This is a genomic window from Tistrella mobilis KA081020-065, assembly GCF_000264455.2.
In the GTDB taxonomy this organism is placed as follows: Bacteria; Pseudomonadota; Alphaproteobacteria; order Tistrellales; family Tistrellaceae; genus Tistrella; species Tistrella mobilis.
Genome location: NC_017956.1, coordinates 592,164 through 612,082, shown reverse-complemented (window position 1 = coordinate 612,082; position 19,919 = coordinate 592,164). Strand labels below are relative to the sequence as shown.

Sequence of the window (19,919 nt, the reverse complement as noted above, 5' to 3'; positions counted from 1 at the left end):
CGTTCTGCGCGGCGTCATGGTTGAGACCATCGAACGCCCCTGCATCACAGGGGTCAAGATGCCGGCCCGGATGTCCGCATTGCGGAATTAATCCGGCCAGGAGGCGACCCGGTCGAACAGCCTGTCCTCGTCCACCGTCTCTTCCGACACCACCCGGCCGTGGGCGCCGACCCCGGCACGGCGGACGGAAGCGGGATCGCCCGAGACCAGCGGGTGCCACCAGGGCAGATCACGGCCTTCCGCCACCAGCCGGTAGGCGCAGGTAGCCGGCATCCAGTCGAGCGCGCCCAGATTGTCGGGTGTCAGCACCACGCAGTCGGGCACGATCGCCTTGCGGTTCGGATAATCGCGGCAGTGGCAGCTGTCGCAGTCGAGCAGGCGGCAGGCGACATCGGTCGAGAGCACCGCGCCGGTGTCCTCGTCCTCCATCTTGACCAGGCAGCACTTGCCGCACCCGTCGCAGAGGGCATCCCATTCCTCGGGACTGAGCCCGTCGAGCGGCTTCGCCTTCCAGAACGGGATGCCGTCACCGGCTGCACCTGCCGACATCAGCTCACCACCAGCGGTTCCAGGGCAGCCCGCAAGGCCGGCGGCAGCGGCACCGGGCGGCGGGTGCTGCGGTCGACATAGACATGCACGAAGCGGCCTTCGGCGGCTGCCAGATCGGCATCGCCGTCGAACAGCGCGATCTCGTAGGCGACGGAGCTGTTGCCGAGCCGGCCGACGCGCAGGCCGGCGGTCACCGGCTCGGGGAAGGCGAGCGAGGCCATATAGCGGCAGGCGCTTTCCACGACCAGGCCGATGACGTTGCCGCCATGGATGTCGAGCGCGTCGCGGCGAATCAGGTACTCGTTCACCACCGTGTCGAAATAGCTGTAATAGACCACGTTGTTCACATGGCCATAGACGTCGTTGTCCATCCACCGGGTGGTGATCGGCAGGAAATGGCGGTAGTCGGCGCGGGTGCCGCGGGCCGGCATGGTCATGCGGTCTCTCCGTCCTGGAGCGGGTCTTGGATATCGCCATGGCGGGCGAGCACGGCCGCGACCCGGGGCAAGGCCCGGGCCCTGCCGGCGATGGCGCCCAGATGCGGGGCTACCCGGGCAAAGCGGGCACGCCCGCCGGCCCAGGCGCTCATCACGGCCAGATAAAGATCGATGGCAGAGAAGCGGCTGCCCAGGAACCACGGCCCCTGGGGGTCGGCCGCGGCCTCCACCATCCGCCACAACCCGTCGCGCCGGGCCTGCATGCCGGCGCGGAAACCGGCGAGCGGGTCGCCCGCAAGCCCGGTATCGTCGGCATGTTCGGGCACGGTAATCGCCGGATAGATTTCGGCGACCAGGAAGACCAGCCAGCGCAGGAAGACCGGTCGGAGCGGATCGCCCGCCGCCGGCACCAGCTCTGCCCCGCGCGCGCCTGCCAGATCGGCCAGATGCAGCAGGATGGCGGCACTCTCGGTCATCACCAGATCGCCGCCATCCGGTGCAGCGCCGGGGATCACCAGCACCGGCACCTTGCCGGTGGGGTTGAGCGCCAGCAGCCGGTCGCGGCCGGGCCCCGGCTCCCGATAGGGCAGATCCTCAAGGACATGGGGCAGCCCCAGCAGAGCGAGCGCCATCTCGACGATCGCCGAGCCACAGCCCGGCGATCCGATCAGGGTAAGCGGGGCTGCCTCATCCGTCATGTCAGAGCGCTGCCTCATAGATCGCGCGGGCATCGTCGAGCGTCACCTCGCGCGGGTTGTTGACCAGCAGCCGGGTCTGCTTCATCGCATCCTCGGCCAGAAGCGGCAGGTGATTATGGCCGACGCCGACCTGGGCCAGCCGGGTTTCCAGCCCAAGCTCTTCGGTCAGCCCCGCCAGCGCATCGGCGAACCGCGCCGAAACCGCCTTGTCACCGCCGGCCCGATCGAGATCGGGGAAAACGATCGGCGCCAGCTCGCCATAGGCCCGCGCCGCCGTCTCGCTCTCCAGATTGAAGCGCAGCACATGCGGCAGCACCAGCGAGTTCGACAGCCCGTGCGGCACGTGGAAATGGCCGCCCAGCGGATAGGCGAGCGCGTGGACCGCGGCGACCGGGGCATTGGCGAAGGCCTGGCCGGCAAGCAGCGCGCCCAGCATCATGTCGGCACGGGCGGCACGGTCGCGACCATCGGTGCAGGCACGGCGGATGGCGCCGCCCAGCAGGCGCAGCGCCTCGCGCGCCAGCACGTCCGACAGCGGGTTCTTCTTGTGCGCACTGGTATAGGCCTCAATCGCGTGGACCATGGCGTCGACGCCGGTCGCCGCGGTCACGTTCTTCGGCAGGCCGAGCGTGAGATCGGCATCCAGCAGCGCCACATCAGGCAGCAGCAGGGGCGAGACCACGCCCTTCTTCTCGGCCGCCCCGGTGGTGACGATCGAGATCGGTGTCACTTCAGAACCGGTGCCGGCCGTGGTCGGGATCTGGACCAGCGGCAGGCGGCGGCCTTTGGCATTGCCGACGCCATAGATCGTGTCCAGGGCGACAGGGGTTGCGACCAGGAAGGCCACCAGCTTGGCCACGTCCATCGAGCTGCCGCCGCCCAGGCCGACCACGCCGTCGACACCGGCATCACGGGCCTCGGCCGCGGCGGTCTCGACCACCTCGGCCGGCGGGTCGGCGACCACGCGGTCGAAGATCACCGGTTCCAGCCCGGCGGCGGTCAGGCTTTCGAGCGCGGCGTCGGTCAGGCCGAACTTCCGCACCCCGGGGTCGGTGACGACCAGCACCCGCGTCGCCCCGAGATCGCGCATGATCTGGCCGAGCCTGGTGCAGGCCCCTGGCTCGCTGACGATGCTGCGGGTGGTCTCGAAGACGAAGGACGGTACGGACTGCGGCGACATGGCGGGCGACCTCCCAGGGGTAGCCGGCATCGGGGCCGGCGGTTCGTTCGTTGATCAGGCGCCGGCAGGCCTCGCCGGTCCGGCGGTCAGGATGAGAGCCCCGGCCCCCCGGGTCAAGTCGCTGGCGCACGCGCCACCATGGCATGCATATCCTGCAGGTGGGATCACTCCCAGGTGTATGTCGGTCCACATGGCGTTCGAACGGTGTCTGGTACTTGACGCATCGGCCGGCCGCGCATCACCATGGCATGTATGGACCGGTCGTGAGCTGTCCGTGGCGGGAGATGCCTTTTCCAGAGGCCTGCCCGCCCGCCGCTACCGAAGAGGCAGTGCACCGGCGCCCGGTGCCGGGCCGGTCCCGTGCCAGTGGTCGCGAGGGAGAGGTAAGGTGGCGGTTTCCGCCGCCCGTCCTGTCGTTTCCCGGACGGCCGCAAGCTCCCAGGGAGGACGGGTCGACGATGGCGACCAGCGATACCGGAACCGCAGAGGCCCGGTCGGAGACCAGCGCCACCACTGCCGCGACCGCCGCGCCGAAGGTGACGCTCGACGACAAGTACACGCTGCCCCAGGGCCGCATCTATGTGACCGGCACCCAGGCCCTGGTCCGTGCCCTGCTGCTGCAGGCGGAACGCGACCGTGCGGCCGGGCTGAACACCGGCGGCTTCGTCTCGGGCTATCGCGGATCGCCGCTGGGCGGCGTCGACCAGGCGCTCTGGCAGGCACGCAAACATGTCGACAAGGCCGGGATCGTCTTCAATCCGGGTGTGAACGAAGACCTGGCTGCGACCTCGATCTGGGGCACCCAGCAGCTTCATGTCGGCGGCGGCACCTCCGACAAGGACGGCGTTTTCGGCCTCTGGTACGGCAAGGGCCCGGGCGTCGACCGCTCGGGCGATGCCATCAAGCACGCCAATCTCGCCGGCACGGCGCCGGTCGGCGGCGTGGTCGCGGTGTTCGGCGACGACCATACCGCCAAATCCTCCACCGTCGCCCATCAGTCCGAACCCGGGCTGATCGCAGCCCATGTGCCGGTGCTGAACCCGGCGACCATCGGCGAGCTGGTCGACTATATCCTCGCCGGCTTCGCCCTCTCCCGCGCCTCGGGCTGCTGGGTGGGGGTGAAGGCGCTGGCCGACACGGTCGAAGGCTCGGCCTCGATCGAGATCGATCCGGCGCGCCATGCCTTCCGCCTGCCCGACGACGTGACCCCGCCGCCCGGCGGTTATCATATCCGCTGGCCCGACCCGCCGGTCGACCAGGAAGCCCGGCAGTTCCGCCACAAGCTGCCCATGGTCCAGGCCTGGGTGCGGGCAAACGGTCTCGACCGCGTCACCCACGACGCCCCCGGCGCCGCTTCGGCATCGTTGCGGTCGGCAAGGCCTGGGGCGACGTGCTGGAGGCGCTCGACCTTCTGGGCGTCGACGAGGCCCGCCTTGCCGCCCATGGCATCGCCATCTACAAGCCGGCCCTGGTCTGGCCGCTGGAGCCGGTCAACGCCGTGCGCTTCGCAAGCGGCCTCGACGAGGTGCTGGTGGTCGAAGAGAAGAAGGCGATCGTCGAGGAACAGCTCGCCCGCCTGCTCTACGGCCTGCCCGACGCCGACCGCCCGCGCCTCTCGGGCAAGACCGATGCCGAAGGCCGGCCGCTCTTCCCCCAGGATGGCGCGCTCGACCCGCTCGCCATCGCCCGCGCCATCGCGGTGCGCTTCGGGCTCGACGATGCCTCGAAGGCGCTCGCCGCGGCCTGCGGCGGTGCCGCCGCGGGGACGGCTGCCTCTGCCGGCAACGAGCCGCCGCTGCCCGGTCGCTCGCCCTGGTTCTGCTCGGGCTGCCCCCATAACAGCTCGACGAAACTGCCCGAGGGCAGCCGCGCGCTGGCAGGCATCGGCTGCCACGGCATGGCGATCTACATGCCCAACCGCCGCACCACGCTCTGGAGCCATATGGGCGCCGAAGGGGCGGCCTGGATCGGCCAGGCGCCGTTCTCGAAGGACGGCCATATCTTCCAGAATCTGGGCGACGGCACCTATTTCCATTCGGGCCTGCTCGCCATCCGGGCGGCGATCGCGGCCAAGGTGAACATCACCTACAAGATCCTCTACAACGATGCGGTGGCCATGACCGGCGGCCAGCCGGTCGACGGCCAGCTGCTGCCCTGGCAGATCACCCGCCAGGTTTCGGCCGAAGGGGCCGCCCGGGTGGTGGTGGTGACCGACGAGCCCGACAAATATCCCGCCGGCACGCCCTGGGCCGAGGGCGTGACCATCCGCCCGCGCGACGAGCTGGACCAGGTCCAGCGCGAACTGCGCGAGACGCCGGGCGTGACCGTGCTGCTCTACGACCAGACCTGCGCCGCCGAAAAGCGCCGGCGTCGCAAGCGCGGCACCATGGCCGATCCGGATCTGCGCGCCTTCATCAATCCCCGGGTCTGCGAGGGCTGCGGCGATTGCGGCACCACCTCCAACTGTGTGTCTGTGAAGCCGCTGGAGACCGCCTTCGGGCGCAAGCGCCAGATCGATCAGTCGAGCTGCAACAAGGATTTCTCCTGCGTCGAGGGCTTCTGCCCCAGCTTCGTGACCGTGACCGGTGCAAAGCCGGCGAAGCGCGCAGCGGCCCCGAAGCCCAAGGCAGCCGGTAGCGAGGGCCCGGCCCCGGATGAAGGCCTGCCGCTGCCGAAGGTGCCGCCGGTCGCAAGTGGCCGGGCCAATATCCTGGTCACCGGCATCGGCGGGACCGGCATCGTCACCATCGGCGCGCTGATCGGCATGGCCGCCCATATCGAAGGCCGGGCGGTTTCGGTGCTCGACCAGACCGGCCTTGCCCAGAAGAACGGTGCCGTCACCTCGCATGTCCGGGTGGCGCCGGTTACGGCCACGCTCCCCGGCGGACGGGTGCCGCCGGCCTCGCTCGATGCGCTGATCGCCGCCGACATGGTCGTGGCCGCCGGTGCCGAAGCCCGCGCCACCTATGCCGCCGGCCGCACCCGCGGCGTCGCCAACACCCATGTCGTGCCGCTCGCCTCTTTCGCGATCCAGCCCGACATGAAGCTGGGCGACGGCGCGACCGCGATGGCGGTGGAGGCCTCGATCGGCCGGGATGCGCTGGAGCGGATCGATGCCACGCGCATCGCCCGGGCGCTGTTCGGCGACAGCCTTTATGCCAACCCCTTCCTGCTCGGCCTCGCCTGGCAGAAGGGGCTGGTGCCGGTGGGGCTGGAGGCGCTGCGCGAGGCGATCCGGCTGAATGGTCAGGCGGTGGCGATGAACCTGCAGGCCTTCGCCTGGGGCCGCAAGGCTGCCGTCGACCGCGCCGCGGTGCTGCGGGCCGCCGGGCTCGACCAGCCGGCCGCCGAAACCGCCCTGCCGCAGGTGACAGGCGGGCCCGATCCGGACACGGCCCCCCTGCCCGAACTCCTGGCCTTCTATGCCGACGAACTGGTGCGCTATCAGGATGCCGCCTATGCCGCCCGCTACCGGTCGGTGGTGGAGCGGGTGGAGGCGGCAGAGCGCGCCCTTCTGCCGGGCGGCGGCGATCTCCGCCTCAGCAGGGCAGTGGCCCGCGCGCTCTACAAGCTCATGGCCTACAAGGACGAATACGAGGTCGCCCGACTCTATACCGACGGCAGCTTCGCCAGGGCGCTCAAGGCCGAACTCGACGGCGGCCGGAAGATCACCCTGCATCTGGCACCGCCGATCCTGTCGAAACCGGATCCGGTGACCGGCAAGCCGCGCAAGACCACGTTCGGTCCGTGGATGTTCAGCGCCATGCGCCTGCTCGCCCGGATGAAGCGGCTGCGCGGCACGGCCCTCGATCCCTTCGGCCGCACGGCGGAGCGCCGGGCCGAACGGGCGCTGATCGAGAGCTATATCAGCCGGATCGACGGGCTGCTGCCGCGGCTGACCACGGCCAATCGCGACCTGATCCGCGACATTGCCGCCGTGCCCGAGAAGATCCGCGGCTATGGCCATATCAAGGAAAGCGCCATGCGCACGGCCGAGGTTGAGGAGAAGCGCCTCCTCGCCCGCCTCGATGCCGGGCCGGAGGCGAGTCGCGCCGCCGCGGAGTGACCGCCGTCAATCTCCGGGATCATCCTCGCCGCCGGCTTGGGCGGGGATGATCCCGGTTGCCGTTTCGGCACCTTCGCAAACTTCGCAATTCTTCTGCCACCATCTTCGCAAACTTCGCAAGACGACCGCCCGCGTCAACCGCGGGCGAGAAGATCGCGCGCCGCCTCTTCGACCCCGGCTTCCGACGCCACCACCCGGGCCGGAACACCGAAGGCCTTCTCGGCCATCAGCGCCTGAGCCTCCATCACCAGCCGCCGGCTGCGGCTCTCCTCGACGACGATCATGCCCTTGCAGATCAGGCCCAGCACCTCGCGGCTGCGCTTGAGCCAGAGCGCCCGGCGCCTGCGGTCCTCGTGCGTCTCTTCCGGCTGCGGGCCTGAGAAGATCACGACGAAAGGCGTGCCGCGGTCGAGCAGGGCCTGCATCTCTTCTTCCCAGGCGACGGCATAGCCGGGCTGCACGGCATCGGGCCGGGCGCGGACCAGCGGGAAGGCGGACAGGTCGTGAACGATGAACCGGAGATCGGCGCCGGGGATAGCGGACATGACGGAAGGGTCTCCTCTGACGGATCGGGGCACGGATGCGCCCTGACGATCACGCTAGACGCCCGGGCGCTTGCAGCGGTAACCGCATCCGGACAATAAATGTTGAGAAGCTGCCAGATCGCAGGGGAGATGCGCTGCGCATGGATCCGTTCGACCGCCCCGACGGCCCGCCGGTCATCGCGTTCGCGAGCGGTATCGGACTTCAGAACGATTTCCCGCTCGGCAGCCATGAAGTGGACTGGCATGCCCACCGCCGCGGCCAGCTGATCTGCATCGAGACCGGGCTGATGCACAGCCGCACGCCCCATGGTTCATGGCTGCTGCCGCCTCACCGGGCGGGATGGATGCCGCCCGGCATACCTCATTGGGGAGCGATGACCGGCGTCACCTCGGGCTGGAGCGTGCTGGTGGCACCCGAAGCCTGCGCCGGGCTGCCGGCCGGACCGCAGGTTCTGGCGGTGAGCGAGGTGATGCGGGCGCTGGTGCGCCGTGCCGCAGGCTGGTGGCAGGCCGACCGGCTGGATGCCCGCCAGGAACGGCTGACCGCCGTGCTGCTCGACGAGATCGCAGCCGCCCCGGCCGAACCGCTCCACCTGCCCATGCCGACCGAGCGGCGGCTGGCCCGGATCGCGACCGCGCTTGCGGCCGATCCAGCCGATGACAGAACCCTGGAAGACTGGGCGAGCCAGGTGGGGCTGTCGCCCCGCACGGCCCGCCGGGCCTTCATCACCCAGACCGGCATGACCTTCGGAGAATGGCGCCGGCAGGCGCGGCTGGTGCGGGCGCTGGAGATGCTCGCGGCCGGCGAGCCCGTGGCGATCGTCTCGGATGCGCTGGGCTATGCGGGGCCGAGCAATTTCATCGCCATGTTCCGACGGTGCTTCGGCACCTCGCCCGCCCGCTATTTCGCCACCACGACATCGAAGCCGTAACCGCCATCGGCCCCCTGGGCCATCACCAGGTCGGGCCGGAAGATCCGGTCGCGATCATTGCCGGGCTCGTCCGCGAAATAGATCTGAGTGGTCAGCACCGGCCCGCCCGGAGCCTGAACCCGGATGTGGATATGGCGGGTGCGGCCGGGATAGAGACCGGGCTTAAGCGTCGTCAGGCGGTAGCGCCCGGCATCGTCGGCGAAGTGGTGGCCGCGCATGCGGAAGCCCTGATTGTCGTAGGCACCTGTCGGATCGGCATGCCAGATGTCGAGCAGCGCGCCCGCAACCGGCCGGCAGTCGGTATCGAGCACCCGCCCGCTGACCTGCATCACCTCGCCATCAGACGCATCGGCCGTGAAATCCGCCTTCTGCGGTGATCCCGGGCTGAAATAGGGGCCGGCGGTCTGCCGGGGCGTGGGATCCCCTGCCCCGCAGGCCGGCGTCGCGGCACGCGTCATGCCCGGCCGGACGAGGCCCGCAAAGGGCAGCAGCACGGCCGCACCGGCCGAGAGATGCAGCAGGCGCCGCCGCGACGGCTGTCGATCCCGGATATCGGCCATGACCTTCCCCCTCCCCCATCGATGGTCTGAGACAGGGCATATCGGGTCGCCATCGCCGGCAGATCAGGGGGTGGCGGACGCCCCCGTGGGCTTTACCACGCCGGAGCCGTCGAGCAGCGCCCGGTCGCGGGCACAGGCGCCGATCACCGCATCCATGACCGCCCGAACCCGGGGGGAGCGGCGCAGATCGGCATGGACAAGCAGCCAGATGTCGCGGCCGGCCTCGCCTTCGGTGTCTTCCACCACCCTGACCAGCCGGGGATCGGGATCGGCAAGGAAATGCGGCAGGGCGGCGAGCGCCAGGCCGGTCGCCGCATATTCGGCCAGCGCCGCCAGATCATTGGCCCGCAGCCGGACCGGCCGGCCGGCCGCCTGGCGGATCAGCCAGCGCTGCTGCGCCACCCCGGCCAGACGGTCGTCATAGCCGGCGAATTCCCAGCGCGCCGGCGGACGGGCGGCATGTTCGGGCGTGCCGTAGAGAGCGAAGCCCATCCGGCCCAGATGCCGGCTGATCAGCTCGCCGTCGCCGGCGCGCTCCAGCCGGACCGCCAAATCCGCATCCCGGCGCAGCAGGCTGACCGCGCCGATATCGCCGGCCAGTTCCAGTTCAAGCTCAGGGTGGGCAAGGGCCAAGGGCGCCAGCCGCGGCGCCAGGAAATGCGCGCCGAAGACCGGTGGTACCGCCACCCGCACCGTGCCGGCAAGCCCGCCCGCCGCCGCACCGGCACGGCCGAGAGCGATCACCCCCTCTTCCACCCGTTCGGCGGCCGGCAGCAGACGCTCACCGTCGGCCGTTGGCACCCAGCCGCGCGGCAGCCGGTCGAAGAGCCTGAGGCCGAGCGCGGTTTCCAGCGCGTCCACCCGCCGGGCAACCGTGGTGTGGTCGACCTTGAGCACCCGCGCCGCCCCCAACAGCGACCCGCTGCGCTGAAGCGCCAGGAAATAGCGCAGATCGTCCCAGTTCATCGCCCGCTCACGCCCGGATCTGTGGATAATTCCACAGAGATTACGCAAAGCTGCCAGCTGTTTGGGTGGATGTCCACAGATCTATCCTCAGCCTCAGGGCCGCAGCACCCCGCCGCGGCCGGGACTGAAGGAGATCCGTTCCATGTCCGCTGTCGCCACCACCCGCGCCGTCCGCCTTCATGCGGCCGGGGGCACCGAAGGTTTCCGTGTCGAGGAGCTGCCGGTGCCGGCCCCGGGGCCGGGCGAGATCCTGATCCGCCAGACGGTGGCCGGGCTGAACTTCCTCGACATCTACCACCGCCGCGGGCTCTATCCGCTGCCGGCCCTGCCGACGGTGATCGGCGCCGAGGCCGCCGGCGTGGTCGAGGCGGTGGGCGCAGATGTCACGGGGCTGACGCCGGGCGACCGGATCGCCTGGGCCGGCGCCCCTTATGGCGGCTATGCCACCCATCACCTGCTGCCGGCCTGGCGGGCCCTGAAGCTGCCGGATGCCGTCGGTGACGACATGGCCGCCGCCTCTCTGCTGCGGGCGCTGACGGTCGAGATGCTGTTCACGCGGGTGCGGCCGATGCAGTCGGGCGAGACCGTGGTGGTGCACGCCGCCGCCGGCGGGATCGGCCGCATGGCGATCGCCCATGGCCGGCGGTTGGGGCTGCGGATGATCGGCATCGCCGGCGGGGCCGAAAAGGCGGCGCTCGCCCGCGCGGCCGGCGCCGATCTGGTGATCGACCGCAGGGCGGAAGACCCGGTGGCTGCGGTGCAGGCGGCAACCGGTGGTGGCGCCCATCTGGTGATCGACGGCATCGGCGGCGACATGCTGGCCCGGAGCTTCGGCATGGCCCGCCGTTTCGGTATGGTCGCGAGCCTGGGCGAGGCGGCGGGGCGGATCCCGCCGGTCTCCGTCTACGATCTGGGCCCGGCGCGATCCATTGCCCTCGCCCGGCCGAGCGTGATCGGTTTCATCTCGGACAGCGACGCCTATCGGAGCGCCGGCACCGCCGTGATCGCGCGCATGGCCGACGGGCTCGTGGTGCCCGTCGGCGGTCGTTTCCCGCTCGACCGCATCGCGGACGCGCATGACAGGCTTGAATCCGGTCTCGGCACCGGCGCCCTGCTACTCGATACCGGCGCCTGATCTTCAGCCGAAACGACCGACGGCCCGCCAAGGGGGGCATCCCCGGCGGGCCGTCATGGGCCCGGAACCTCAATGGCTCAGGACCTGATCGGTATGGGCGGTCGGCGATCAGTGCGACATCAGCACCGGCACGGTCATATGGCCCATGATGTGGCGGGTGACGCCGCCCAGCACCAGCTCGCGCAGGCGGCTGTGGCCATAGGCGCCCATCACCAGCAGATCGATATCGTTCTCGGCGACATGGTTCAGCACCGCATCGCCGATGCCGACATCGCTGGTCGACATCTTCTCGACCGCCACCTCGACCTTGACACCGTGGCGGGCCAGATAGCGGGCCATGTCGTGGCCGGGGGCCTCGCCATGGCGGCCGGGCTTGGGATTGATCACCAGCAGCTTCACGGTATCCGCGGTCTTCAGCATCGGCAGGGCATCGACCAGGGCGCGGGTGGCCTCGCGGCCGCCGTCATAGGCGGCGAGCACCTTGCTGCCGACTTTGCCGCCCTTGGGCAGGCCGATATAGGGGACGACCAGCACCGGCCGGCCGGCACCGAACATGGTCTCCTCGATCAGCAGATCGCCAGCATCGTCGGTGCCGGGCTCGGGCTGGCCCAGGATGGTCAGATCGGCATAACGGGCATGCAGGGCGACGCGGTCGATGTAATCGGTGGCGATCACGCTCTCGGAGCGCATCTCGACGGTCATGTGCCGCCGCTGCAGCATCGTGTCGATTTCGGCCAGGCGCTGCTTCGCCTGCTTCTTGCGCTCTTCCGCCGCAGCTTCCAGCACGCTGGAGGGGACATGCTCCATCATGTAGCCGGGCATCACCACGTCGACCGAGAGGTAGACGGCGGTGAGATGCGCGTCGAACCGCTCCTGCAGCATGCGCGCGACGTCGAGACGGGCTTCGGTCGACGGACGATCATCGACATGGACGAGCAGGCTCTTGTAGGACATTGACCGGACCTCCTGGGGGGACTGCGCGAAAGCTCCACCGGCGACCGCCGGTGCGGCACCGGGCGGGGCTGGCATCCCGTCCGATGGCCATCACTCTAAACCCTGGATGCATCCGAACCTTGATCCGGATCAAGCCTTCGCAAAACCTTCGGGAAAAAGTGCCGCCAGCGGTGCCGAGGCCTTGAGCGCCACTTCATCGATCTCGGCCTCGGGGTCCGACAGATGGGTGATGGCACCGCCCGCCCCCACGGTCGCACCGTCGCCATCGACCACGGCCGTGCGGATGACCATGGAGAGGCGCATCGAACCGTCGAGGCCGATGCGGCCGATGGCGCCCGAATAGACCCCGCGCGCCTCGCCCTCCAGCCGGTGGATGATCTCGAGCGTGCGACGTTTCGGCGCACCGGTCATGGACCCGCCCGGGAAGCAGGCCCGCAGCAGCTCCCCCGCCCGGCGCCCCGGCGGCGCGGATGCCAGCCGGGCGGTGACGGTGCTCACCAGCTGATGGACGGTGGCGAAGCTCTCGATCCCGAACAGCACCGGCACCGCCACCCCGTCGGGGCGCGCAACCCGGCCCAGATCGTTGCGCATCAGATCGACGATCATCAGGTTTTCGGCCCGTTCCTTCTCGCTCGCCGCCAGTCCCGCGGCAAGTTTCGCATCCTCGACGGGATCGGCGGCCCGCCGGACGGTGCCCTTGATCGGCCGGGCGGTCGCGATGCCCGCCACCGGATCCAGATCGAGGAAAAGCTCGGGCGAGCCCGACAGCACCGCCATGTCGCCGAAGCCCAGCCAGGCCATCAGCGGTGCCCGTGCCGCGCGGCGCAGCCGGCGATAGCTCTGCCAGGGATCGATCGCCCCGCGCACCCGGAAGCGGGTGGTCAGACAGATTTCGAAGGACTGGCCCATGCGGATCAACCGCTGGGCAGCGCGGATGCGGCGGCGATAGGCGACGCGATCATGGGCTGCCGCCACCGGCAGGGCGACGGGGGTCATGTCGGGCGGCGGCAGAGGGCCGGCCGATGCCAGACGGTCGGCCCAGGCCTCCGCCCAGGCATCGGCCTGAGCGGATGCCCCGGCATCGCCTGCCGGCACCAGCATCACCGCCTCGATCGCATAACGGCCATCGGCGCCGGCCCGGGCCATCAGCAGCCGGTCGGCCAGGATCAGGCGCAGATCATCCCGGCCGGAGGGGTGGTGGGCCACGCCGGTGGACAGCTCCGCCAGTTCGTAGCCCAGATAGCCGTAAAAGCCGGGACCGGGCAGCCGCCCGCCGGCGCCGTCGGCAAGCGGCGCCAGCGGACCAATCCGGTCGATCGCCGCCCCCAGCAGATCGAAGGCGTCGCCCGCAACCTGCCCCAGCCGCTGCCCGCCGCCGTCCGCAACGGTCATCCGGCGGTCGGCGACGCGATAGGACAGACGCCGTGCCAGCGGTCCCTGATCGGGGATCAGCACCGGCTGCGCCGCCGGATCGCCATCGGCGGGATCCAGCCAGACCGACCAGCCGCTCAGCCGGCGGACAAGGTCGGCCGCCGCCTCGATATCGACGCCCTCGGCGAGCGGCCGGCGCAGCACCCTCCACCCCTCTGCCCCGGCTTCGGGCAGCAGGCCGGACGGCCAGGGATCGTCTACCGGCGGCACTGCAAGCCGCTGCACGGGGACCGCCGCCGCCACGGTCCCGGGGCCGGCCAGGCCGGCGAAATTCGCCAGCAGTCGCGCACCATCGGGCGTCAGGATCGATTCCGGATGGAATTGCAGGCCGTAGACCGGCGCCGAGACATGGCCGAGCGCCATCACCGCGCCGTCATCGCCGGCGCGGGCCAGAACCTCGACCCCATCGGGCAGCGGTTCGGCGGCGATCAGGGAATGGTAGCGCACGGCGTCGAAAGGCGAGGCCACGCCCTGGAACAGCGGATGGCCCTGATGATGCACGGGACTGGTCCGGCCATGGCGCGGCTCTGCCGCCCGCACCACCCGCCCGCCGGCCGCCGCGGCGATGCCCTGATGGCCAAGGCAGATGCCGAGCACCGGCAGCCGGGCGCCGGGGCTGAGCGCCATTTGCAGCACCTCGGCCCCCAGCCGGAAATCCGCCGGCGTGTCCGGCCGCCCGGGGCCGGGCGAAATCAGCACGGCCTCGAAGCCCTCTGCCGCAAGCTCCGCCCAGCGCGCGGCATCATGCGGCACCACCAGCGGCAGCTGCCCGGTGACCTGCCACCACAGCCGGGCCAGATTGCCGGTGAAGCTGTCATGGTTGTCGATGAGCAAGGCCCGCATCGGTTCCTGCCAGTCCCCCACTGTTCCGTGCTGTCAGCATATAGCCGGAGCGATCGACCCTGGCGACGGGGAGTTGGCCGATCACGACACTTGCCTGCCAAATGACCCATTGGTAAGTTCCCATCCCAAGAGACGATCCCCACGCCGGAGCTGCCCGACCATGCGCGACGTCTATATCATCGGTGCCTTCTCGACCGCCTTCGGCAAGAAGCCCGAGACCGGCTTCAAGGCACTGACCCGCGAGGCCTATACCGGCCTCCTGGCCGATGCCGGGCTGGAAACGGGGGCCGGGATCGAAACCGGCTGGTTCAGCAATTGCGGCATGGGCAGCTGGGGCCAGCGCAACATCCGCGGTCAGGTCTGCTTCACGCCGCTGGTGCGCGACGGCCTGTTCCCCGAGCGGGTGCCGATGGTCAATGTCGAGGGCGGCTGCGCCTCGGCGATGATGGCGCTGTCGGGCGCGTTCAAGGATGTCGCCTCGGGCGAGGTCGAGCTGTCGATGGCGATGGGCGTCGAGAAGACCTTCGTGCCCGGCGATGCCGAACGCACCAAGGAGATCTTCGAGGGCGGCATCGACCAGATGGACCCGGACGAATGGCGGCAGTACTACGCCGCGGCCGGCGAGACCGCCAACAAGCCCTTTGAATACGGCCCCGACCGGACGGTGTTCATGGACACCTATGCCATGCAGGCCTGCTATCACATGGCGAAATGGGGCACGACCCAGCACCAGATCGCCATTGCCGCCTCGAAGAACCACTGGCATGGCAGCCTGAACCCCAAGGCCCAGTACCGGTTCGAGGTTTCGCCCGACGAGGTGCTGGCCGACCGGCCGGTGAGCTTCCCCCTCACCCGGTCGATGTGCGCCCCCATCGGCGACGGTGCCGCCGGTGTGCTGGTCTGCTCGAAGGATTATCTCGATGGTCAGCCCGCCCATATTCGCGACCGCGCGATCCGCATCGCCGGCCTCGCCATGTCGGGCGGCAAATATCGCGATCTCGACGAGCCGGGCCTGAGTTCGGTGGCGGCAAAGAAGGCCTATGCCCGCGCCGGGCTCAGCCCCGCCGACATCGATCTGGTCGAACTGCACGACGCCACCTCGTTCTGCGAACTCTATCAGCTGGAGATGCTGGGCTTCTGCGAGCCCGGCACCAGCGGCCGCTTCATCGAAGCGGGCGAGACCCGGCTCGGTGGCCGGCTGCCGGTCAATACCTCGGGCGGGCTGGTCTCCAAGGGCCATCCGGTGGGAGCGACCGGTCTGTCGATGGTCTCGGAACTGGCCACCCAGCTCCGCCACGAGGCGGGCGACCGCCAGGTGGCAGATGCGAAGATCGCCCTCGCCGAGAATGGCGGCGGCGTGGTCGGCTTCGACGAAGCCGCCTGCGCGGTCGCCATCCTGGCCCGCGCCGACGCCTGACCGGTACCACAAGGGTCCGGCGCACGCGCCATGATCTTTCCGGCCGCGCTCGCACGTCCCTGGCAGCAGCGGCTCTCTTGCGGGGCGGCCCCTTATCCCCCGGGCCGTCCCGCATTTTTCTCTCGCCGGCTGGACGACGCCGCACAGGCATGACAGCCTCGGGCACCCGCCCGGAGGAGATGCCTTATGACCGCCCCCGCCCTCGTGATCCGTCCGGCCACCGAAGCCGATCTGCCAGCAATCGTCGCCCTGCTCGCCGATGACGTGCTGGGCCGGACCCGCGAGGATCCGCGCCTGCCGCTCGACCCCGCCTATGTCTCGGCCTTCCGGGCGATGGCCGCCGATCCGAACCAGATCCAGCTGGTCGCGGACGCGGCGGGCCAGATCCTCGGCACGCTCCAGCTCACCATCATTCCGGGCCTCTCGCGCAAGGGCCGCATCCGCGGCCAGATCGAGGGCGTGCGCGTCGCCGGCACCGCCCGCGGCCAGGGCCTGGGCGAAACCCTCATCCGCCACGCCATCGGCCTTGCCGCCGATCGCGGCTGCAGCCTGGTTCAGCTGACCACCGACCTCACCCGCAAGGACGCCCACCGCTTCTACGAAAGGCTGGGCTTCACCGGCAGTCATCTGGGGATGAAGCTGGAGCTTTGATCACCTCCGGCATCCGGAATCGGGCGCGGTACTCGGCCGGTGTCACGCCCAGCCGGCGCAGGAAAGCAGCCCGCATCCGGTCCACGCCACCGAAGCCGGATGTCCAGGCTATTGCCTTCAGCGGCGCATCATCCGCCTCGAGCAGGCGGCGAGCGGCATCAATTCGGGCGCTCTCAACAAAGTCACGTGGCGTAGTACCGGTCTCCCGGAAGAAGAGCCGCGTGAAATTGCGAGGACTCATGCTCGCGATGCGCGCGAGATCCTCCGATCCATGCGGCGCTGACGGCTGCTCCATCACATGGGCCTGGACCCGGGCGACAGGCGAACGTTCGTCGGCAGGAGCGGTCAGGAACGGGCTGAACTGCGACTGGCCGCCCAGACGCTGTGCCACCACCACCAACCTTCTGGCGACAGCCAGTGCCGCCGCACGCCCATGCGCCTCGGCAACCATGCCGAGAGCGAGATCGATACCAGCGGTCACACCCGCTGACGTCACCAGACGGCCATCACGTATATGTATGCGGTCGTGTTCGACCCGAGCCGAGGGGAACATGCGGGCAAGTCGGGCCGCGTTCTGCCAGTGGGTGGTAACCGACCGGCCGTCGAGCAACCCGGCATGGCCCAGGACGAAGGCGCCGGTACAGATCGAGCCGTAAAGTGGCGCGGCTTCTGCCACCTGCCTCAGCCAGCGCGTCACAGCGGCATCAGGCACAGCCTCGGGGAGGTCCGGCCCGCCCGCGACCAGAACTGCATGGTAGTCGAGGCCCGCTTCATCGACAGACAAATCGGCTGACAGGCGGAGGCCCGCCGTGGCGCGGACAGAGCCTGCACGTCCCGCAACCAGCACGATCTCGTAGTCTGCCTTGGCGTCGATAAAGCCGTTGGCCTCAGCGAACACGTCTGCCGGGCCTGCAACGTCGAGCAGTTGCACACCCTCGTGGATCAGGATCGCTACACGCTGCGCTGTCATTCCCCTTATGCCTCCGCCCGTTCGTCCGAAAAGCACGCACAGACGGCCGGAAACCGCGGACTGGTCGCGTTGCCCAGGCTCCGGCACGCCTGCAACACTCAGCACGCATGAGATGGCTGCGGACCGGCCACTCTCCTCCACTACATTTTCGATAACAAGAGGCAGCCATGACCAGGACCGTCGCCGGAATCCGTATCCCTGACAGCGCACTTGCCCGCCAATGCGATCAGCTGGTGCGCGATACCGAGTCCGATCTGCTGTACCACCACTCCAACCGGGTTTTTCTGTTCGGCGCGCTGACCGGACGCCGCAAGAAACTGCCGGTCGATCACGAACTGCTCTATGTTGGCGCGATGTTCCACGACATGGGCCTTCAGCCACCCTATGCCAGTGCCACAGAACGTTTCGAGGTCGACGGAGCCAATGCCGCCCGCGACTTCCTGCGCGGCCACCATATCGACGAAGGCGATATCGATGATGTCTGGGACGCAATCGCCCTCCACACCACGCCCGGCATTCCTCAGCACAAGCGCCCCGTGGTCGCACTCGTCACCGCTGGCGTGGAAGCGGATGTGCTCGGCATCGGCTATCACGATTTCACTACCGAGGACCGGGACGCGGTCTGCGCATGCCATCCGCGCGGCCACGGCTTCAAGGAAGGCATCATCCGCGCCTTTGCGAATGGTACCCGGCTCAAGCCCGAGACCACTTTCGGCAATGTGAAGGCTGACGTGCTGGCCCGCAACGAGCCCGGCTATCGCCGGACGGACTTCTGCAGCCTGATCCTCAACGCACCCTGGACAGAGTAGGCGGTATCAACGATCAAGCCGTCAGCACGGCGTCGAGCTTTGCCCCCGCGCGCCGGAAGCCGGTGGCGGCGACGGTGATGCCACCGCGGACCAGGCTTCCGGCCGTCACTCCAACCGTTCCCGAAGGCGGTGCTTCTGCCGCGACACTCACGGCGCCACAAGCCGCATCTCGATCCGCTCTTTGCCCTTGCCGACATTCACCCGCTTGAGCGTGATCGCGCCCACTTCGCCGGTGCGCCGGAGATGGGTGCCGCCGCAGGGGACCCGGGCGACACCCTCGACCTCCCAATAGCGGCGGCCGGCCGCCTGATCCGAGAAGGCCGAGATGATCGGGAGGTCGGCGGCGACGAGTTCGGCCACATCGGCCAGGAAGGCCGGCAGCAGCGGCGTCACGGGGGTGGGCCAGAGGAAGTCGATCCGCGCCTTGTCTTCGGCGATATGCGCGCCGATCTTGGCCGCCCCCGGCATGTGCCGGTCGGCCAGTTCCAGCACCAGCTCGGCGGCGAAGTGCAGCCGCATCAGCCGGTAGCGGCGGGTCATATCGATCTCGGCCATGACCGGGGCCCCCGGTTCAAGGCCGTGATCCGGGGCGAGGCGGTAGCGGATTTCAGGCCCGTCCGCCACGGCCTCGAGCACGTCATGGCCGCCGATCCGGCCCCGATCGCTCTCCTGACCACCAGAGAAGGCAAAGAAGATCGTCCGGTCGAGGGTGATCCAGTCGCCGTCGACCGCCGCCACCCTGCTGTCCAGCCGGTCGAGATAGGGATCTTCCCAGAAAAATCGCACGGTCATCAGATCCCTCCGCTATGGCGATACGACAGGCCGCGACGGCCGGCGACCACTATGCCGCCCGACATCATGCCGTACCAGCTTCGGGCGCCTTGACCGGCGCCTGAGCGGCAGCAAGGGCCGCCTCGTCGATCCGTCCGTCGGCATCCCTCGCCATGCGGTCGACCAGAGCGCGGGTGTCGGGGTCGGTCAGGGTGTCGACGAAGAGCGTGCGCTCGGCCGCAAGCCCCTGTTCCAGCGTGCCGTCGAGGGCGGTGCGGACCAGCCGCTTGGCATGGGCGATCCCCAGCCGCGGCAGGGCGGCAAGGTCCGCGGCGAGCGCAAGGGCGGTACTGGTCACGTCTCCGCCCTCGGGCACCAGTGCCGAGAGCAACCCCAGCCGATCGGCCTCGGCCGGAGAGACGATGCGGCCGCGGAGCACGAAATCCAGCGCCCGCGCCTCGCCCAGCAGGCGGGTCAGGCGCTGGGTGCCGCCGCCGCCCGGCAACAGCCCGGCGCGCACCTCGGGCAGGCCGAACTTCCAGGGCCCGTCGAGCGCCACCCGCAGATCGCAGGCCAGCGCCAGTTCGAAACCGCCGCCCATCGCCCAGCCGTTCAGCGCGGCGATCCAGGGTTTGGGGCTCGCCTGGATCCGGTCGAGACAGGCATTGAACGGGGCGGGTTTCACCGGCCGCGACAGGTCGTTGAACCGCCGGCCGGAGGCCGCCACCTTCTCCGCCGTTGCCCCGAGTTCGATCAGGCTGTAATGGCGCACGAACATGCCCGGCGCTGCGCCGGTCAGCACCACGGCCCGCACGCCCGGATCGGCATCGAGCGCCGTGACCGCACCGGCAAGCGCATCGGCGGCGGCGGCATCCATCAGCCCCTCGGGGCCCGGATCGATGCGCACCAGTGCCACGCCCGGCGCCGGGCGGTCGATCTCGATCAGGGGCGTCTCGGGCGTTTCAGAGGTCTCGGCGGCGTCGGCTTCACGGGTCATCGGGCGGG

The 19,919-nt window shown here is 69.7% G+C and carries 17 protein-coding genes and 1 pseudogene; 6 read left to right on the top strand and 12 right to left on the bottom strand.

Annotated elements, in window-relative coordinates:
• Positions 1-87 precede the first annotated feature (87 nt).
• Genes TMO_RS02805 through TMO_RS02790 form a run of 4 tightly spaced genes read right to left on the bottom strand, consistent with a single transcriptional unit; the run spans position 88 to position 2,864 of the window.
• Positions 88-549: a YcgN family cysteine cluster protein gene (locus tag TMO_RS02805; RefSeq protein ID WP_014744069.1), complete on the bottom strand. Its 462-nt coding sequence runs from the start codon at positions 547-549 to the stop codon at positions 88-90.
• Positions 549-986: an acyl-CoA thioesterase gene (locus TMO_RS02800; RefSeq protein WP_014744068.1), complete on the bottom strand. Its 438-nt coding sequence runs from the start codon at positions 984-986 to the stop codon at positions 549-551. The genes TMO_RS02805 and TMO_RS02800 overlap by 1 nt, the downstream gene beginning before the upstream one ends.
• Positions 983-1,684: a glutathione S-transferase family protein gene (locus TMO_RS02795; protein ID WP_014744067.1), complete on the bottom strand. Its 702-nt coding sequence runs from the start codon at positions 1,682-1,684 to the stop codon at positions 983-985. The genes TMO_RS02800 and TMO_RS02795 overlap by 4 nt, the downstream gene beginning before the upstream one ends.
• Before the next feature lies 1 nt (position 1,685).
• Positions 1,686-2,864 carry an iron-containing alcohol dehydrogenase gene (locus TMO_RS02790; protein WP_014744066.1) on the bottom strand — a complete coding sequence of 393 codons (1,179 nt, stop codon included), beginning with the start codon at positions 2,862-2,864 and terminating at the stop codon, positions 1,686-1,688.
• 458 nt (positions 2,865-3,322) lie between these two features.
• Between TMO_RS02790 and TMO_RS02785 the strand changes: the two are divergent.
• Positions 3,323-6,930 (top strand): annotated as a pseudogene (locus tag TMO_RS02785) (indolepyruvate ferredoxin oxidoreductase family protein).
• Positions 6,931-7,064: 134 nt separating this feature from the next.
• Here the strand turns inward: TMO_RS02785 and TMO_RS02780 are convergent.
• A complete protein-coding gene (locus TMO_RS02780; RefSeq protein ID WP_014744064.1) occupies positions 7,065-7,475 on the bottom strand; it encodes a hypothetical protein in 411 nt (136 codons plus the stop codon).
• A 140-nt stretch (positions 7,476-7,615) separates the two neighbouring features.
• On the opposite strand from TMO_RS02780, the gene TMO_RS02775 reads away from it, so the two are divergent.
• On the top strand, positions 7,616-8,407 hold the full coding sequence (locus tag TMO_RS02775) for an AraC family transcriptional regulator (protein WP_014744063.1): 792 nt from the start codon (positions 7,616-7,618) through the stop codon (positions 8,405-8,407).
• Here the strand turns inward: TMO_RS02775 and TMO_RS02770 are convergent.
• Both TMO_RS02770 and TMO_RS02765 read right to left on the bottom strand, forming a co-directional pair.
• Positions 8,377-8,967, bottom strand: a complete 591-nt coding sequence (locus TMO_RS02770) for a dioxygenase (RefSeq protein WP_014744062.1) — start codon at positions 8,965-8,967, stop codon at positions 8,377-8,379. The two genes, TMO_RS02775 and TMO_RS02770, sit on opposite strands and share 31 nt — an antisense overlap.
• A 63-nt stretch (positions 8,968-9,030) precedes the next feature.
• The gene (locus TMO_RS02765; RefSeq protein WP_014744061.1) at positions 9,031-9,933 is read right to left on the bottom strand and encodes a LysR family transcriptional regulator; all 903 of its coding nucleotides are present in this window, start codon (positions 9,931-9,933) and stop codon (positions 9,031-9,033) included.
• A gap of 142 nt (positions 9,934-10,075) precedes the next feature.
• On the opposite strand from TMO_RS02765, the gene TMO_RS02760 reads away from it, so the two are divergent.
• Positions 10,076-11,068, top strand: coding sequence for a quinone oxidoreductase family protein (locus tag TMO_RS02760; RefSeq protein WP_014744060.1), 993 nt, complete (start codon positions 10,076-10,078; stop codon positions 11,066-11,068).
• A 108-nt stretch (positions 11,069-11,176) separates the two neighbouring features.
• Here the strand turns inward: TMO_RS02760 and TMO_RS02755 are convergent, their stop codons facing one another.
• Together TMO_RS02755 and TMO_RS02750 are read right to left on the bottom strand one after the other, a co-directional pair.
• Positions 11,177-12,022 (bottom strand): universal stress protein, encoded by an 846-nt coding sequence (locus TMO_RS02755; protein ID WP_014744059.1) that lies wholly within the window; start codon positions 12,020-12,022, stop codon positions 11,177-11,179.
• A 129-nt stretch (positions 12,023-12,151) separates the two neighbouring features.
• A complete protein-coding gene (locus TMO_RS02750) occupies positions 12,152-14,287 on the bottom strand; it encodes a chorismate-binding protein (protein ID WP_014744058.1) in 2,136 nt (711 codons plus the stop codon).
• 169 nt (positions 14,288-14,456) lie between these two features.
• Between TMO_RS02750 and TMO_RS02745 the strand changes: the two genes are divergently transcribed.
• Both TMO_RS02745 and TMO_RS02740 read left to right on the top strand, forming a co-directional pair.
• On the top strand, positions 14,457-15,713 hold the full coding sequence (locus TMO_RS02745; protein ID WP_014744057.1) for a thiolase family protein: 1,257 nt from the start codon (positions 14,457-14,459) through the stop codon (positions 15,711-15,713).
• Between the two features lie 186 nt (positions 15,714-15,899).
• Complete coding sequence (locus tag TMO_RS02740) at positions 15,900-16,364, top strand: GNAT family N-acetyltransferase (protein WP_014744056.1); 465 nt, start codon at positions 15,900-15,902, stop codon at positions 16,362-16,364.
• Here TMO_RS02740 and TMO_RS02735 read toward each other — a convergent pair.
• Positions 16,327-17,334, bottom strand: coding sequence for a GlxA family transcriptional regulator (locus TMO_RS02735; protein WP_014744055.1), 1,008 nt, complete (start codon positions 17,332-17,334; stop codon positions 16,327-16,329). The genes TMO_RS02740 and TMO_RS02735 overlap by 38 nt on opposite strands.
• A gap of 167 nt (positions 17,335-17,501) precedes the next feature.
• Between TMO_RS02735 and TMO_RS02730 the strand changes: the two genes are divergently transcribed.
• The gene (locus tag TMO_RS02730; RefSeq protein WP_014744054.1) at positions 17,502-18,143 is read left to right on the top strand and encodes an HD domain-containing protein; all 642 of its coding nucleotides are present in this window, start codon (positions 17,502-17,504) and stop codon (positions 18,141-18,143) included.
• A 147-nt stretch (positions 18,144-18,290) separates the two neighbouring features.
• Here the strand turns inward: TMO_RS02730 and TMO_RS02725 are convergent, their stop codons facing one another.
• Both TMO_RS02725 and TMO_RS02720 read right to left on the bottom strand, forming a co-directional pair.
• Positions 18,291-18,935 (bottom strand): alanyl-tRNA editing protein, encoded by a 645-nt coding sequence (locus TMO_RS02725; protein WP_014744052.1) that lies wholly within the window; start codon positions 18,933-18,935, stop codon positions 18,291-18,293.
• Between the two features lie 64 nt (positions 18,936-18,999).
• Positions 19,000-19,911: an enoyl-CoA hydratase/isomerase family protein gene (locus TMO_RS02720; RefSeq protein ID WP_014744051.1), complete on the bottom strand. Its 912-nt coding sequence runs from the start codon at positions 19,909-19,911 to the stop codon at positions 19,000-19,002.
• Between the last annotated feature and the right edge of the window lie 8 nt (positions 19,912-19,919).

Bases quoted from the DNA above. Each gene is read 5' to 3' on its own strand.
- TMO_RS02725 (WP_014744052.1), bottom strand. From the start codon at position 18,935: ATGACCGTGCGATTTTTCTGGGAAGATCCCTATCTCGACCGGCTGGAC.
- TMO_RS02730 (WP_014744054.1), top strand. From the start codon at position 17,502: ATGACCAGGACCGTCGCCGGAATCCGTATCCCTGACAGCGCACTTGCC.
- TMO_RS02765 (WP_014744061.1), bottom strand. From the start codon at position 9,933: ATGAACTGGGACGATCTGCGCTATTTCCTGGCGCTTCAGCGCAGCGGG.
- TMO_RS02740 (WP_014744056.1), top strand. From the start codon at position 15,900: ATGACCGCCCCCGCCCTCGTGATCCGTCCGGCCACCGAAGCCGATCTG.
- TMO_RS02800 (WP_014744068.1), bottom strand. From the start codon at position 986: ATGACCATGCCGGCCCGCGGCACCCGCGCCGACTACCGCCATTTCCTG.
- TMO_RS02720 (WP_014744051.1), bottom strand. From the start codon at position 19,911: ATGACCCGTGAAGCCGACGCCGCCGAGACCTCTGAAACGCCCGAGACG.
- TMO_RS02790 (WP_014744066.1), bottom strand. From the start codon at position 2,864: ATGTCGCCGCAGTCCGTACCGTCCTTCGTCTTCGAGACCACCCGCAGC.
- TMO_RS02780 (WP_014744064.1), bottom strand. From the start codon at position 7,475: ATGTCCGCTATCCCCGGCGCCGATCTCCGGTTCATCGTTCACGACCTG.
- TMO_RS02775 (WP_014744063.1), top strand. From the start codon at position 7,616: ATGGATCCGTTCGACCGCCCCGACGGCCCGCCGGTCATCGCGTTCGCG.
- TMO_RS02755 (WP_014744059.1), bottom strand. From the start codon at position 12,022: ATGTCCTACAAGAGCCTGCTCGTCCATGTCGATGATCGTCCGTCGACC.
- TMO_RS02805 (WP_014744069.1), bottom strand. From the start codon at position 549: ATGTCGGCAGGTGCAGCCGGTGACGGCATCCCGTTCTGGAAGGCGAAG.
- TMO_RS02735 (WP_014744055.1), bottom strand. From the start codon at position 17,334: ATGACAGCGCAGCGTGTAGCGATCCTGATCCACGAGGGTGTGCAACTG.
- TMO_RS02760 (WP_014744060.1), top strand. From the start codon at position 10,076: ATGTCCGCTGTCGCCACCACCCGCGCCGTCCGCCTTCATGCGGCCGGG.
- TMO_RS02745 (WP_014744057.1), top strand. From the start codon at position 14,457: ATGCGCGACGTCTATATCATCGGTGCCTTCTCGACCGCCTTCGGCAAG.
- TMO_RS02770 (WP_014744062.1), bottom strand. From the start codon at position 8,967: ATGGCCGATATCCGGGATCGACAGCCGTCGCGGCGGCGCCTGCTGCAT.
- TMO_RS02795 (WP_014744067.1), bottom strand. From the start codon at position 1,684: ATGACGGATGAGGCAGCCCCGCTTACCCTGATCGGATCGCCGGGCTGT.